The organism is Streptomyces ochraceiscleroticus (assembly GCF_000720485.1).
Taxonomy (GTDB): Bacteria; Actinomycetota; Actinomycetes; order Streptomycetales; family Streptomycetaceae; genus Streptomyces; species Streptomyces ochraceiscleroticus.
Genome location: NZ_JOAX01000011.1, coordinates 132,175 through 147,002, shown reverse-complemented (window position 1 = coordinate 147,002; position 14,828 = coordinate 132,175). Strand labels below are relative to the sequence as shown.

Below are 14,828 nucleotides of genomic sequence, written 5' to 3'. Positions count from 1 at the left end.
AGACGGTGGCGAAGAAGTCCAAGAACGGCAAGCAGGGCGGCACCCCCGCGACGGTCGCCCTGACTCAGGCGGGCGTCTCCTTCACCACGCACGCCTACGAGCACGACCCCGCCACCGCCTCGTACGGCGAGGAGGCGGCCCAGGCCCTCGGCGTCTCCCCCGACCAGGTCTTCAAGACGCTGCTGGCGGACGTGGACGGCACGCTGACGGTGGCCGTCGTGCCCGTCTCCGGCTCGCTGGACCTCAAGGCCCTCGCGGCCGCGGTCGGCGGCAAGCGCGCCACCATGGCCGACCCCGCGCTCGCCGAGCGCACCACGGGCTACGTACGCGGCGGCATCTCGCCCCTCGGCCAGCGCAAGAAGCTCCGCACCGTACTGGACTCCTCTGCGGAGGCCCTGACCACCCTCTGCGTCTCGGCGGGCCGCCGCGGCCTGGAGGTCGAGCTGTCCCCCAAGGACCTGGCGAGGCTCACCGAGGCGGTCTTCGCGCCGATCGGCCGGGCCTGAGGCACCGGCGCCGAGCCGTACTCGTACGGCCGACGCGCACCCTTTACGGCGCCCGCCACCGCGACTAGTACCCGTAGGGACCCCGACCGAGGAGGTCCCATGTCGAAGAAGACCCGCAAGCGCAAGTGGCGCATCAAGAAGGGCCGCGCCAACCACGGCCGCCGGCCGGCGTAGCCCCGCACCCCGCGACCGCGCGCCGCGGCCCCCGGGACGTCAGTCCCTCAGCACTCCTGGGGCGTCAGTCCCTCGGCGGCTGCGGCGCGTGCCAGTCCGGCTCGAACGGCTCGGGGTCGCGCGGCCCGAACATCCCCGTCAGCAGCAGTTGCGCCAGCGCGGCGCCGATCGGCCAGGCCAGCAGCGCGCCCTTGGCCTGCAGCCGCAGCGGCGCGTCGAAGGCCACGCCCTTGCCCACCGCCTTGGCGTGCGCCACCACGTCCTGCTCCGGACCCAGCAGCATCCCCAGCCGCCAGGCGAGCACCGAACCCAGCAGCCCGCCGACCACCAGTGCCACCACCAGCGGCACGCCGCCGCGCCGCCGCCACAGGAAGACCACCGCCGCGCTCAGCACGCCCAGTGCCAGCCCGAGGAGCATGAACGTGCCGTCGGCTCCGACCGACTCCTCGCCCTCGGCGTTCTTCAGATAGACGGCCCGGCCGTCCGAGATCAGCGGCACATGCGGCGCCAGCCACGCCCACAGCACGCCGAGCAGCACCCCGCACACCGTCGTGACCAGCACGATCAGCACGGCTTCCCGCAGCTCGCTGCGGAGACCGGGGCCGTCGTCCCCGTCCAGGGGGCGGGCGCCGGGCCCGCCGTACTCCTGTGGGGACGTCGGCACGGAGTCCTCCTCGGTCGCAGGCCGGGCCCACGGGGCGCGGGTGTCCCCCGGCTGCTGGTTCGACGGACGGTCGGGCGGGGTCAGCGGTGCACTCACCCCGCCATCGTGCCAGGTCCCGGCCGCGCCACCGGCGGCAGGACGCTTCTCCGGCCCGGTCGGCCCGCCTTGTTCGGTCACCGCACGGCCGCCCGGCGGTACGCCCACGTCGCCACGGCCAGCGAGAGCACGCCGACCCCGGCGCAGACACCCAGATCGGCGCAGATCAGCAGCCAGTCGGGGTGCGCCTCGAAGCTGTGTGCCAGCGCCTCCACGCCGTACGTGGAGGGCAGCAGGTCGCGCGCGTAGCCGATGACCGCGGGCAGCCGGCCGGCCGGCAGGACGCCGAGCAGCAGCGCCGCCGACATGCCGAGCTGGCCGAGGAGCGTGGCCAGTTCCTGGCGGGGCGCGAGCAGCCCGAGCGCGGCGCCCAGACCCGAAAGCGCCGCACCGGAAAGCGGGATGACCGCGACGAGTACCCAGAGGTTCGTCAGCGGCAGTTGGAAGAGGACGCTGCCGGCCACCGCGGTGACCACCGCGCCCGGCACGGTGAAGGAGGCGTATGCGGCCGCCGCGCCCAGCACCACGGCCGCCGGCGGCACCGGCAGCGTGGCGTAGTGGTCCAGGCCGCCGCCGGCCCGCAGTTGGCCGAAGTACTGCGCGAGCAGGTTCAGCGCCACGAACGCCACGACGAGCACGCTGGACCCGGACACCACGGCCCGCGCCTCCTCCGGCCCGTCCGCGACACCGCGCATCAGGACCATGATCCCGACGGACTGGAAGGTGGCGACGAACAGCAGCGGGATGCGGGCGACCCGGGCCCGGGAGAGCTGCGCGCGGTACACGGCGGCCAGCGCCGGGCGCAGCCGCGCGCGCGGCGCCAGCTCTGCCGCCGCCGGGACGTCGGGGGTCCCGGCACCGGCCCGCCCGCCGGTCACCGCCTCCGCAGAAACCACACTCACGCCGCGCCGCTCCTCTTCCGTTCCGGCCGGGCCGCTCTCACGCCTTCACCAAGCCTTCCTCAGTCCGCCCGCCGAGGGCGAGATAGACATCCTCCAGGCTGGGCGTGGCGAGCGTGAAATCGTCCAGCGCCGCGAAGGCGGGCCCGCCGGTGACCGCGGCCACCGCGGCCCGGGCCTCGTCCGGTGCCAGCCGCAGCGTCCAGCGCCGCCCGTTCTGGCGCGCGTGCTCGCCGAGCCGGGCGACCTCGGGCACGTCCAGCGGGGCGCGGTCGCGCCAGACCAGCTCGACGCGTACTTCCTCGCCGACCATTTCCTTCAGGCCGCCGGGCGTGTCGCAGGCGATGACCCGGCCGCGGTCGATCACCGCGACCCGGTCCAGTACGGTCTCCGCCTCAAGGACGTTGTGGGTGACGAGCAGGACGGTGGCGCCGCGCTCGGCGCGCCGCCGGTCCACGGCCGACCACACCGCGCGCCGCGCGAGAGGGTCCATGCCGGTCGTCGGCTCGTCCAGGACCAGCAGCGGGCGCTCGCCCACCAGGGCGGTGGCGAAGCAGGCCAGCCGCCGCTGGCCCCCGGACAGCTTCTTCAGCGGGCTGCCGGCGATCTTCGCGAGCCCCAGTTCGTCGAGGACGGCGTCCCGCTCGCCGCGCGCCGCGCGGGTCTCCAGGCCGCGCAGCCGGCCGGTGGTCTCCACGGCCAGCGCCACGGTCATCTCGTCCAGCGCGGTGGACTCCTGGCCGAGGTAGGCCAGCAGCCGGGCGGCCCGCTCGGGGTGGCGCACGATGTCGTGGCCGAGCACGGTGACGCTGCCGGAGTCCGGCCGCAGCAGCCCGGTGAGCTGCCGTACCAGGGTGGACTTGCCGGCGCCGTTGGGGCCCAGCAGGCCGAAGATCTCACCGCCCCGGATGTCCAGGTCGATCCCGTCGCTGGCGCGTACGGCGGGCACGTCGGCAGCGCCGCGGCGCCCGCGCACCGCGGGATACGTCTTGACCAGATCCCGCACGGCCACGACGGTCCCGCCGTCCGCGGCCTGCTGTGTGCCCGCTTTTGTGCCCGTCCTCACGAGGAACGAGGGTACGCGCCCGCCGTCGGCCCGCCGCCCGCGGGGCGGCCGGCGGGCGGCGCGGTCAGTCGGCCGCCGGCGCGTGCTCGGCGGCCGTGCGCAGGTCCACCTCGCGCCAGAACCCGGCCCGGATGGCGTACCGGTCGTGCTCGTCGATCTGGTCGTCCTTGTGCGCGAGCAGCCCGAACCGGGCGGCGTAGCGCAGCAGCTCGCCGTCGATGCGGTGCGGGATGCGCGGGTACTCCGTGGAGAGCTGCTGGAGGTGTGCGGTGTCGCTGAGGCGTTCGGTCCAGCGGCGGGCGAAGACCTGGCCGACCTCGAAGGGGTCGCCGCCGACCGCGGTGATGTCCTCCTCGCGGTCGGCCCAGCGTTGTTCGGCGCTGGTGAGCTGGGCGAGGGTGGGCAGCGAGGCGGTCTCCGGCGGCTCGCCGACCGGCCCGCCGGCCCGTTCCACCCAGCCCTTGTCGGAGGACCAGCGGAGCGTCGCGGCGGCGGGCACGGGGGTCCCCGCGGGCGGTGTCGTGTGGTTCTTGCCGAGGCCCGCGAGGTCCTTGGGGGTGGGCACGCCCTTGGTGCCGGCCGCGGCGGCGCCCGCCTCGGCGTCGCGGTCCTCCGTGCAGGTGCCGTCCGCCGTGGTGGGCCCGGCCGGTGCCGCGCCGTCGTGCGCGTCGGCGCGCGGGACATGCGCGGGCCGGGCCGTGCCGTTGCGTTCGCGGTGGTGGTGGTGGTGGTGCGGGTGGTCGCCGTCCTGGGCGGCCGCCGAGGCGGCAGCGGCAGCGGCGACCGCGGATTCCGGCAGCGGCGCCGAGAGGATCGCGCCGATTTCCGTACGCGGCACGGAGGAGGGCGGGCAGACGCCGCTGATGTCCTTGGCGCGCACCGCGCGGGTGATCCACGCGCGGTCCAGCACCCGGCGCTCGTCGGCCTCGGCGACCAGGTCCTCGGACTGGTTGTAGTCCCCGTCGGCAGCCTGGACGGCCCAGAGGTGTACGGCCACGCCGTGCTCCTTGGCCGACATCAGGCCGGGCAGCAGGTCGCCGTCGCCGGTGACCAGAACGATGTCGGAGCAGGCGCGGTTCCTGGCCAGTTCGGTGAGCTCGGCGTGCATCGCCGCGTCCACGCCCTTCTGTGCCCAGCGGCCGTCGCTGCGGGTCAGGGCGCCCAGCCGCACCGTGACCCGGGGCATCACCCGCAGCCTGCGGTGTTCGGGCTGCGGCACCCGGTCGGGGGCGCCGTCGAACCAGTAGATGCGCAGCAGCTTCTGCTCGGTATCGGCCTCGGCGCGCTCGCGCAGGCCCTGGATGAGGGCGGCGTGATCAACCGTGATCCGGGACCGGGCGGGCTCTCCGGCCAGCAGGCTCGCGGCGGCGCCCAGCAAATACCCGGCGTCCACCAGGACGACGCAGCGGTCCACGTTCCACCCTCTTCCCTAAAGGTCCTGCGGTCCGGTCGCCCCCCGGCTCGGCCTGTCGGCTGAGGTGTCCTCGGCTTTCGTCGAGTCTGCTTTCCTCGAGTCTGCCCGACCGGGCGGGGGTTATCTGCCGGAACTCGATCATCGGCGTGGCGCTTTACGCCGCCGCCGGCGCGATCCTGCCGCCGACACTCCGCCTCACCCAAGAGAATTGCCCGGAATGCACTCCTTTACCCGGCGTGTAACTCTGGCTTCGGCCCCGATCCCAGGATCCCCCTCAGGAGGCACGATCATGGCCAAGAACAAGAAGAGCCGGGACCGCAGTCAGAAGGCCGCCGAGCAGGCGGAGCGCGGACAGCAGCAGGCACAGCAGTCGGCGATGGAAGCACAGGCCAGGTCGGCCGCCACGGCAACACCGGGCGACGTCGCCCGCAAGCACCGCGAGCGCCGCTTCGGCCACAACTGACCGGCGCCGCACCTTGCGCGAGGGGCGCGCCCCGGGAGTTCCCGGGACGCGCCCCTCGTGCCGTGTGCGTACGGCGTCAGCCGGTCAGGCAGGAGGCGCCGAGCAGCACCTTCAGGTCGCCGAAGAGCGACGGGTCGGCGGTGACGCGGTGCTTGTCCAGCCGCAGCACGGTCGTCTTCCGCGTGCCCTGCAGCTTGATCCGCACCTCCGTCGAGCCACGGTGCTGGTTCAGCACGTCGCCCAGCTTCTCGACCAGCGGCGGGGTGACCTTGAGCGTCGGGATGGTGATCGTCAGCGGCGCGTTCGTCCCCGCGTCCGAGAGGTCGGGGATCATCATCTCCATGGCGACCAGCCGCGGGATGTCCTCGCGCTTGTCCAGTCGGCCCTTGACGAAGACGATCGCGTCCTCGACGAGCTGGGTGGAGACGAGCTGGTACGTCGCCGGGAAGAACATGCAGTCGATGGAGCCGGCCAGGTCCTCGACGGTGGCGATCGCCCAGGCGTTGCCCTGCTTGGTCATCTTGCGCTGCAGGCCGGAGATGATGCCGCCGATGGTGACGATCGAGCCGTCCGAGTAGTCGCCGCCGGTGAGCTGCGCGATCGCGGCGTCCGCCTTGTCGGACAGTACGTGCTCAAGACCGAACAGCGGATGGTCCGAGACGTACAGACCCAGCATCTCCCGCTCCTGCGCGAGCAGATACGTCTTGTCCCACTCGACGTCGGAGAACTCCACGTCCAGGCCGAAGCCGGGGCCGCTGTCGTCGGCGGCGTCGCCCATCCCGCCGAAGAGGTCGAACTGTCCCTCGGCCTCCTTGCGCTTCACCTGCACGACGTTGTCGATCATCGTTTCGTAGTGCGCGGTGAGGCCCTTGCGGGTGTGGCCCATCTCGTCGAAGGCGCCGGCCTTGATCAGCGACTCGGTGGTGCGCTTGTTGCAGACCACCGCCTCGACCTTGTCGAGGTAGTCCGGGAAGGAGGAGAACTTCCCCTTGGACTTGCGGGCGCGGATGATCGCTTCGACGACGTTCGTACCGACGTTACGGATCGCCGAAAGACCAAAGAGGATCACGTCGTCGCCCTGGGCCGCGAAGTTCGGCTCGGACTCGTTGACGTTCGGCGGGAGCACCTTGATGCCCATCTTGCGGCACTCGTTCAGATAGACCGCCGACTTGTCCTTGTCGTCGCGCACCGAGGTGAGCAGCGCGGACATGTACTCGGCCGGGTAGTTCGCCTTGAGGTACGCGGTCCAGTAGGTGACCAGGCCGTACGCGGAGGAGTGCGCCTTGTTGAACGCGTAGCCGGCGAACGGGACCAGCACGTCCCACAGCGCCTGGATGGCCTCGTCGGAGAAGCCGTTCTTCCGCGCACCGGCCTGGAAGAGGACGAAGTTCTTCTCCAGCTCCTCGGGCTTCTTCTTGCCCATCACGCGGCGGAGGACGTCCGCCTCACCGAGGGAGTACCCGGCGACGATCTGGGCGGCCTTCTGGACCTGCTCCTGGTAGACGATCAGGCCGTAGGTGAGGCCCAGGACCTCCTTGAGCGGCTCCTCCAGCTCCGGGTGGATCGGCGTGATCTCCTGGCGGCCGTTCTTCCGCTCCGCGTAGTTGGTGTGGGAGTTCATGCCCATCGGGCCCGGGCGGTACAGGGCCGAGACGGCGGAAATGTCCTCGAAGTTGTCGGGCTGCATCTGGCGCAGCAGCGAACGCATCGGGCCGCCGTCGAACTGGAAGACGCCGAGCGTGTCACCCCGACAGAGCAGCTCATAGGTCTTGGGGTCGTCCAGCGGGATCTCCAGGAGGTCCAGCTTGACGCCCTTGTTCGCCTCCACCATCTTGCGGGCGTCGTCCATGATGGTGAGGTTGCGCAGGCCCAGGAAGTCCATCTTCAGCAGGCCGAGCGACTCGCACTGGGGGTAGTCCCACTGTGTGATCGTCACGCCGTCGGTGTGCCGCGTCCAGAGCGGGGCGTGGTCCACGATCGGCTCGCTGGACATGATCACGCCGGCCGCGTGCACACCCATCTGCCGGACCAGGCCCTCCACACCCTTGGCGGTGTCGATGACCTTCTTCACGTCCGGTTCGTTCTCGTACATCCCCCGGATCTCGCCGGCCTCGCTGTAGCGCGGGTGCTCCGGGTTGGTGATGCCGTCCAGGTCGATGCCCTTGCCGAGGACGTCGGCGGGCATCGCCTTGGTGAGCCGGTCACCCATCGCGTACGGGTAGCCCAGCACACGGGCCGAGTCCTTGATCGCGTTCTTCGCCTTGATCTTGCCGTACGTACCGATCATGGCGACCTTGTCCTCGCCGTACTTCTCGGTGACGTACCGGATCACCTCGACGCGCCGACGCTCGTCGAAGTCGATGTCGACATCGGGCATGGAGACACGCTCGGGGTTCAGGAACCGCTCGAAGATCAGCCCGTGCTCGATCGGATCAAGGTCCGTAATACCCATCGCATACGCGACGATCGAACCGGCCGCCGAGCCACGACCCGGTCCCACGGCAATCCCGTTGTTCTTCGCCCACATGATGAAGTCCGCGACGACCAGGAAGTATCCCGGGAACCCCATCTGCAGGATGATGTCCATCTCGTACTCGGCCTGCCGCTGCCGGTCCTCGGGCACGCCGCCCGGGAAGCGGCGCGCCATGCCCCGGCGGACCTCCTCCTTGAACCAGGTGACCTCGGTGTAGCCCTCCGGGATGTCGAACTTCGGCATCAGGTCGCGCTTCTCGAACATCCCGGTGGTGTCGATCATGTCGGCGATCAGCCGGGTGTTGTCGCAGCCCTCCTGCCACGCCTCGGAGGAGTCGATGGCGTACATCTCCTCCGTGGACTTCAGGTAGTAGCCGGTGCCGTCGAAGCGGAAGCGGTCGGGATCCGAGAGGTTCTTGCCGGTCTGGATGCACAGCAGGGCGTCGTGCGCGCTCGCCTCGTGCGAGTAGGTGTAGTGCGAGTCGTTGGTGACCAGCGGGGGGATCCCCAGCTCCTTGCCGATCTTCAGCAGATCCTCGCGGACCCGGCGCTCGATCTCGATGCCGTGGTCCATCAGCTCCAGGAAGTACCGGTCCTTGCCGAAGATGTCCTGGTACTCGGCCGCCGCCTTCTTGGCCTCCTCGTACTGCCCCAGGCGCAGCCGGGTCTGGAGCTCACCGGAGGGGCAGCCGGTGGACGCGATCAGGCCCTCGGACCACTGGGAGATGGTCTCCTTGTCCATGCGCGGCCACTTCTGGAGCCAGCCCTCCTTGTACGCGTCGGAGGAGAGCCGGAAGAGGTTGTGCAGCCCGGTCTTGTTCGACGCCCAGATCGTCTTGTGGGTGTAACCACCGGAACCGGAGACGTCGTCGCGCTTCTGGTGCGGCTGGCCCCACTGGATCTTGCGCTTGGTCCGCCGGGACTCCGGGGCGACATACGCCTCGATGCCGATGATCGGCGTCACACCGGCCTTCTGGGCGCTGTGGAAGAAGTCGTACGCGCCATGGAGGTTGCCGTGGTCGGACATGGCGACGTGCGTCATGCCCATTTCATTGGCGGCATTGAACATGTCCTTGAGCCGCGCGGCACCGTCCAGCAGCGAGTACTGGGTGTGAACGTGCAGGTGCGTGAACGGCGGCTTGGCCACGGCGGAGGACCTCCATAAATGGTTACTGCGGCGCAAAGCGCCTCGATGAGGGGCGGTGGTCGGGCGACGGGTGGGCAGTCGGCGGCGGGTGAGGGAACGGTCTGGAAGTCTACGACTCCCGACTGACAACCGGCACGAACTCAGGCCGCCCGCCGGGCGTCGAACGGGGCGAGGTCGCCGAGATCACAGGCGCACCGTTCGCCCGCCGGTACCCGCATCCGGGGACGCGGTGGCGGGTCGACCAGCACTCGGACACCACACCCCAGGAGGTAGCTGCCCTGCTGGTCCGGAGTCCAGCGGGGCCAGACGTCACGCATGTGCTCGCCGGCCGGCTGCATGTACCAGCTGCCCGGAACGGACGGCTCGGCCTCGTACGCCGCGAGCCGCTCCGACGCCGACCGATATTCGCTCCGGTACACAGCTTCCGCATCGGGGGTGGAGAAGACACCGGCACGCCGGTCTTCCATGAGATCTGTCAGGTATCTCCGGAGCCGTGCGATCTCCTCACCGTGGTCCCGCTTCGCTCGGTACAGATGCTCGACGACGGGAGCGTCCGTCAACCGCTCCGCGATCTCCGCCTCCAGCCACTCCTCCACCGCATCGGCCCGGATACTCACACTCTTGTGCGGGGCTGCGAGCGCTCCAAGGCACCTCAGCGTCTCTGCGCCCGAAGATTCGGATCGCTTCATGTTCTTGCCGCAGAGTCCGCACACGACGATCCCGTACAGCCAGTGGGATGGCCTGTTCGGCCTCCGCGGCCGGTATCCGGATTCGAAGAGCTGAGCGACAGCGTCGTACTCGGCCTCCGTCAGCAGAGGCGACCAGAACTGCAGCGGGGCGCCATCTCGGCAGATCACTTTCCCCGTCCTGTGCTCGATGCGCCGCCCGAGCAGCGTCGGCGAGGTCATCACGATCTTGATGGATTTGTGTGACCAGGCGGCCGGAGCGGGCTCCGGCTTCGTGGAATTGTGCACGCGGGGCGCCGGCACACCGCGCGCCTGCAGATCCGCCGCAACACGCGTCGGTGAGTCGCCGGCCAAGAGACGATCCGCGAGCTCACGAATCACGGGCTCGGCGCGCTCGTCCCGCACGAGCACCTTCCCCGCTCCCTGCTGATTCGGGGCCGGGCGGAGCCCGTAAGGCACCCGCCCCCCGGTCCAGCGGCCGAGTCTCCTCATGTGGTTCTGTGCGGAGACGACTCGCTCCCGGTTCAGTTCACGTTCGAACTCGGCGAAAGAAGCCAGGACATTCGCTGCGAACCGACCGTGCGGCGTGGAGACGTCCCAGCCGTCCTCCACCGCTACCAGCCGCACTCCGCCACCGTCACACAGCTGGACAATTTCCGAGAAATGAGTAAGGGACCTGGCCAATCGGTCCGCCCGCCACACCAACAGCACATCGAACTGATCCAGCCGTTCGCACAACCTGCTGAGCGCCGGGCGCTCCCCGGGAGGCACGGCTCCCGAGACATTGCCGTCCACGAAAACTTCCATGACCGGCCATCCCTGTGCTGCTGCGAAGGCCCGGCAAGCAGCCTCTTGCCGGGCGAGCGAAGTGCTCGCTTCCGTGGTCCGTGACAAGCGCCCATAGATCGCCACTCGCTCGGCATTCACACGAATTCCCCCTCAACGTCAATCCCGCGAGGAAGACTCTCGTAGGTCGATACGTTGAGGGTCTTTTCATTCATTGGTTCACCCATACGTGCGACCAACATGCAACGGACTTCTCCGGAGCAGCCAGAAACGCGCACCACCCCGCCCTCACCACCCGGGCACTCACACGTAAGCTGCGACGTTGTCCGAGAGAGCCCCACCCGCACGACAGGAGACGCACTCGCGATGACCAGCACCTTCGAGGCCGACAGGACACAGCGCGGCGAGGAGATACTCGCCGTCTTCGACACCGCCTTCGGGGAGCTGCTCGCCGCCGATCCCACGGCCTTCCGTGTGAAGTTCCGCAAGATGGCCGCGTCCGCCTTCGCCTTCTACCGCGGCACGGCGTGCCTGTTCTACTCCGATCTGGATTCAGAGCAGCAGGGCGGCCCCTACCTGGATGAGCGGACCAGCCGGGTGTGGGTCCACGGTGACCTGCACGCAGAGAATTTCGGCACGTACATGGATGCCAACGGAAGTCTGGTATTCAACGTAAATGATTTTGATGAGGCTTATGTTGCTCCCTTCACCTGGGACCTCAAGCGCTTCGCCGCCTCCGTGGCGCTGATCGGGTACGCCAAGGCGCTCAGTGACGAGCAGATCACCGACCTGGTGCGTACCTACGCCGTCGCCTACCGGGAGCGGATTCACGCGCTGGCCGCGGGCGCCAAGAACGACGAGGTGCAGCCCTTCACGCTGGACACGGCGCAGGGGCCGCTGCTGGACGCGCTGCGCGACGCCCGCGCGCGCACCCGTTTCGCGCTGCTGGACTCGATGACGGAGATCCGCGACTTCGAGCGGCGCTTCTCCCCCGGCGGCGGCGCCATCGAGCTGGACGCGGCGACGCGGTACAAGGTCCTCGCGGCGTTCGACGGCTATCTGGAGACGCTGCCGGAGTCCAGCCTGACCCGCCCGGACTCCTACCGCGTCAAGGACGTGGTCGGCCGCCGCGGCATCGGCATCGGCTCGGCGGGCCTGCCCTCGTACAACATCCTGCTGGAGGGCAACAGCGACGCGCTGGAGAACGACGTCGTCATCTACATGAAGCAGGCGCAGACCCCGGCGGTCTCGCGGCACGTCACGGACCCCGAGGTGCGCGCGTACTTCCAGCACGAGGGGCACCGCACGGTGATCTCCCAGCGTGCTCTGCAGGCGCACGCCGACCCGTGGCTGGGCTGGACCGAGATCGAGGAGAACGGGAGCCGGCACGGCCAGCTCGTCGCCGAGGTCTCGCCGTACGCCGTCGACCTGGACTGGTCCGACATCGACGAGGTCGACGAGATCGCCGCGGTGGTGGCCGACCTGGGCCGCGCGACGGCCGCGATGCATGCCGCGGCCGACGACGAGAGCGGCCACTCGCTCGTACCGTTCTCCACGGAGCGCGCGATCGACGCGGCCATCGCCGCCGACGAGGAGGGCTTCGCCGAGCTGCTGGTGGACTTCGCGCACGGCTACGGCTCCCGGGCCCGCCGCGACCACCAGATATTCGTTGACCTCTTCCGCAACGGCCGCATCCCGGGGCTGTGATGGACGCTGGGCACCGGGGCCCGGGGCCGGGCCCCGGTGCGGCCCCGGGCCGGTCCCGATTCACAGAAACCCCTTAAGCGGCACTTATCCCGGCCCATGGCAGACTCGATTTCGATGGACATCTCGGCGGCACACCTGCGGGCACTGCGCGCGGCGCTCTTCACGGCGCTCTGCGTGACGCTGTCCGCTGCCTCCCATGTGCTGCTGTCCCGGATGCCGCTGCCGCTGACCACGGTGGGCGCGCTCGCCGTCGCCGTGTTCGTGCTCGCGTACGCGCTGGCCGGCCGGGAGCGCCGCTTCGGGCCGATCGCCGCGCTGCTCGTGCCGCTGGAGCTGGCCGCCGACACGGTCTTCAGCGCCGGCCAGCACGCCTGTTACGGCGCGGCCGGCGGCCCCGTCGCCGGCCCGTTGCGCTCGCTGGGCGTGGACCTGCTGTGCCGCGGCGGCGACGTCGGTACGCCGCTGGCCCCGGCCGCCGGGCACCAGCCGGCCCCCGCCTGCACCTGGCTGCTGCTGCTCGTCGCGCACGTCGCCGTCGGGCTGCTGGCCGCCGCCTGGCTGCGCCGCGGCGAGGCGGCGCTCGCCCAGTTGCTGGGCGCGCTGGCCGTCTTCGCGCTGCGGCCGCTGCTGGTCGCGGTCGCGGTGCTCACCGCGGGCCGCGCCCCGCGCCGCCCGGCCGTGCGCCCCGCGCCGGCCACCGGCCCCTCCCGCAGTACTCCGCTGCTCGTGCACTGCGTCGTACGCCGGGGACCACCGGCCTGCTCCCTCGCGGCCTGACAGCCGCGGGCCACCGGTCCCCTTCCGTACCCGTGCGGGGCGCACGCCGCCCCGGCACACAGCAGACCCCTGGAGCGACACGATCATGAGCAACCGCAACAGCCAGGCGAACAAGCAGGCAGCCCGCGAGCGGCTGCGCGCCGAGCGCGAGCGGCAGGCCAAGAAGGACAAGCTGCGCCGTCAGCTCACGGTCGGCGGCGCCATCGTCGTCGTCCTGGCCATCGCCGGCGGCATCGGCCTGGCCGTCGCCAACTCCGGCGGCGGCGACGGCAGCCCGGAGGACACCTGGGCCAACGCCAAGAACGCCAAGCTGGTCAAGCCCGCCCACACCTCCGGCGCCGACGGCACGACCGTCACCATCGGCGAGAAGAACGCCAAGAACACCCTCGCGCTGTACGAGGACCCGCGCTGCCCGGGCTGCGCCAACTTCGAGCAGAACGTCGGCAAGACCGTCGAGAAGGACATCGCGGACGGCAAGTACAACGCCACCTTCCACCTGGGCACCTTCCTGGACGACAACCTCCAGGGCACCGGCTCCAAGAACGCGGTGAGCGCGCTGGGCGCCGCGCTGAACAAGAGCCCCCAGGCGTTCCTGGAGTACAAGTACGCGCTGTACTCGAAGAAGTACCACCCGGAGGAGACCGGCCCGGACAAGTTCGCCGACGACGCGTACCTGATCAAGGTCGCGGACACCGTGCCGGAGCTGAAGGGCGACAAGGCGTTCCAGAAGGCCCTGAAGGAGGGCACGTACGACCGCTGGGCGCTGACGATGTCGGACGCGTTCAACAAGGCCAAGGACGTGCGGAGCACGCCGACGATCAAGCTGAACGACAAGATCCTCTCGGCCGACGGCCAGAGCGCTCCGTCGACCGTCGACGCGTTCAACTCCCTCGTGGACAAGGGTCTCAAGAAGTAACGGACGCATCCGCCGCGGCCGGCGGGCGTACGGGCGGCAGCCGTCCCGTAGGCCCGCCGGCCGTTGCCGAATCTTGACCCCGCGCCGGCCGGCCACCATGGCAGACTCCCCGCCATGGAGGGGACCGAATGAGCAACCGCAACAGCCAGGCCGCCAAGTCCGCGGCGCGTGAGCGCATCCGTGCCGAGCGGGAGCGGGAGAAGAAGCGCGCGAAACTCCGCCGTCAGCTCGTCGTGGCCGGTGGCGTGCTCGGCGTCCTGGTGATCGCCGGCGGCATCGGATACGGCGTCATGAAGGCCAACGAGCCCACCGGCTGGGAGGCCGCCAAGGAGGCGAAGCTGGTCGAGCCCGCGCACACGCAGGGCAAGAACGGCACCGAGATCCTCATCGGCGACAAGAAGGCCAAGGACACCCTGGAGGTGTTCGAGGACGTCCGCTGCCCGGCGTGCGCGGCCTTCGAGCAGTCCACCGGCAAGGTCCTCCAGAAGGACATCGAGGACGGCCGCTACAAGGTCCGCTTCACGATGTACGCGTTCATCGACGACATGGGCGGCGGCGAGGGCTCCAAGAACGCACTGAGCGCGCTGGGCGCCGCGCTGGACAAGAGTCCCGAGGCGTTCCTCCACTACAAGGAGGCGCTGTACTCGCTCAAGAACCACCCCGAGGAGTCGGTGGACACCTACGCCAAGGACTCCGCGCTGCTGAAGGTCGCCGAGCAGGTGCCCGAGCTCAAGGGCGACAAGGAGTTCCAGCAGGCGGTCGAGAAGGGCACGTACGACCGCTGGGCGATGGAGATGGCCGGGCTGTTCGGCCGCAAGGGCGTCAAGGGCACGCCGACCTTCATGCACGGGGACAAGAAGCTGGAAATGGCGCAGATCCCGCAGCAGCAGATGACGCAGGCGCAGTACAACAAGCTCGCGCAGGCCAACTTCAAGAAGATGATCGACGGGGAGTTCGGCCCGGCGAAGAAGTGACGGCGCGGGGGCGCCGACCGGGGTACGGATTCACGGATTCGATGGAATCCGTACCCCTCGCGATGCTTACCAGCCAGTAAG

The 14,828-nt window shown here is 70.2% G+C and carries 13 protein-coding genes; 7 read left to right on the top strand and 6 right to left on the bottom strand.

Annotation, left to right across the window (positions count from 1 at the left end):
• Positions 1-5 precede the first annotated feature (5 nt).
• Together ybaK and IG84_RS43045 are read left to right on the top strand one after the other, a co-directional pair.
• Positions 6-506: a Cys-tRNA(Pro) deacylase gene (ybaK, locus tag IG84_RS0116230; RefSeq protein ID WP_031056989.1), complete on the top strand. Its 501-nt coding sequence runs from the start codon at positions 6-8 to the stop codon at positions 504-506.
• Between the two features lie 99 nt (positions 507-605).
• The gene (locus tag IG84_RS43045; protein ID WP_465270438.1) at positions 606-680 is read left to right on the top strand and encodes a hypothetical protein; all 75 of its coding nucleotides are present in this window, start codon (positions 606-608) and stop codon (positions 678-680) included.
• A gap of 64 nt (positions 681-744) precedes the next feature.
• On the opposite strand, the gene IG84_RS0116225 is transcribed toward IG84_RS43045, so the two are convergent.
• From IG84_RS0116225 to IG84_RS0116210, 4 genes are all read right to left on the bottom strand, one after another.
• Entirely contained in the window at positions 745-1,440 is a 696-nt protein-coding gene (locus IG84_RS0116225) for a DUF2567 domain-containing protein (RefSeq protein WP_037800372.1), read from the bottom strand.
• Between the two features lie 77 nt (positions 1,441-1,517).
• Complete coding sequence (locus IG84_RS0116220) at positions 1,518-2,336, bottom strand: ABC transporter permease (protein WP_382467355.1); 819 nt, start codon at positions 2,334-2,336, stop codon at positions 1,518-1,520.
• A gap of 43 nt (positions 2,337-2,379) precedes the next feature.
• A complete protein-coding gene (locus IG84_RS0116215; protein ID WP_037800360.1) occupies positions 2,380-3,405 on the bottom strand; it encodes an ABC transporter ATP-binding protein in 1,026 nt (341 codons plus the stop codon).
• A 64-nt stretch (positions 3,406-3,469) separates the two neighbouring features.
• A complete protein-coding gene (locus IG84_RS0116210; RefSeq protein ID WP_031056977.1) occupies positions 3,470-4,819 on the bottom strand; it encodes an NYN domain-containing protein in 1,350 nt (449 codons plus the stop codon).
• 289 nt (positions 4,820-5,108) lie between these two features.
• Between IG84_RS0116210 and IG84_RS41580 the strand changes: the two genes are divergently transcribed.
• Complete coding sequence (locus tag IG84_RS41580) at positions 5,109-5,282, top strand: hypothetical protein (protein ID WP_169749880.1); 174 nt, start codon at positions 5,109-5,111, stop codon at positions 5,280-5,282.
• Positions 5,283-5,358: 76 nt separating this feature from the next.
• Here the strand turns inward: IG84_RS41580 and dnaE are convergent, their stop codons facing one another.
• Together dnaE and IG84_RS0116195 are read right to left on the bottom strand one after the other, a co-directional pair.
• Positions 5,359-8,901 carry a DNA polymerase III subunit alpha gene (gene dnaE / locus IG84_RS0116200; RefSeq protein ID WP_031056975.1) on the bottom strand — a complete coding sequence of 1,181 codons (3,543 nt, stop codon included), beginning with the start codon at positions 8,899-8,901 and terminating at the stop codon, positions 5,359-5,361.
• A 140-nt stretch (positions 8,902-9,041) separates the two neighbouring features.
• On the bottom strand, positions 9,042-10,499 hold the full coding sequence (locus IG84_RS0116195) for a recombinase family protein (RefSeq protein WP_245659372.1): 1,458 nt from the start codon (positions 10,497-10,499) through the stop codon (positions 9,042-9,044).
• Between the two features lie 240 nt (positions 10,500-10,739).
• On the opposite strand from IG84_RS0116195, the gene IG84_RS0116190 reads away from it, so the two are divergent.
• The 4 genes from IG84_RS0116190 to IG84_RS0116175 all read left to right on the top strand — a co-directional run bounded on the left by IG84_RS0116190 (position 10,740) and on the right by IG84_RS0116175 (position 14,747).
• The gene (locus IG84_RS0116190) at positions 10,740-12,080 is read left to right on the top strand and encodes a DUF2252 domain-containing protein (RefSeq protein ID WP_031056970.1); all 1,341 of its coding nucleotides are present in this window, start codon (positions 10,740-10,742) and stop codon (positions 12,078-12,080) included.
• A gap of 114 nt (positions 12,081-12,194) precedes the next feature.
• Positions 12,195-12,857, top strand: a complete 663-nt coding sequence (locus IG84_RS0116185; RefSeq protein WP_031056969.1) for a hypothetical protein — start codon at positions 12,195-12,197, stop codon at positions 12,855-12,857.
• A gap of 85 nt (positions 12,858-12,942) precedes the next feature.
• Entirely contained in the window at positions 12,943-13,773 is an 831-nt protein-coding gene (locus tag IG84_RS0116180) for a thioredoxin domain-containing protein (RefSeq protein ID WP_031056966.1), read from the top strand.
• 128 nt (positions 13,774-13,901) lie between these two features.
• On the top strand, positions 13,902-14,747 hold the full coding sequence (locus IG84_RS0116175; RefSeq protein WP_031056963.1) for a thioredoxin domain-containing protein: 846 nt from the start codon (positions 13,902-13,904) through the stop codon (positions 14,745-14,747).
• The last annotated feature ends 81 nt before the right edge of the window (positions 14,748-14,828 follow it).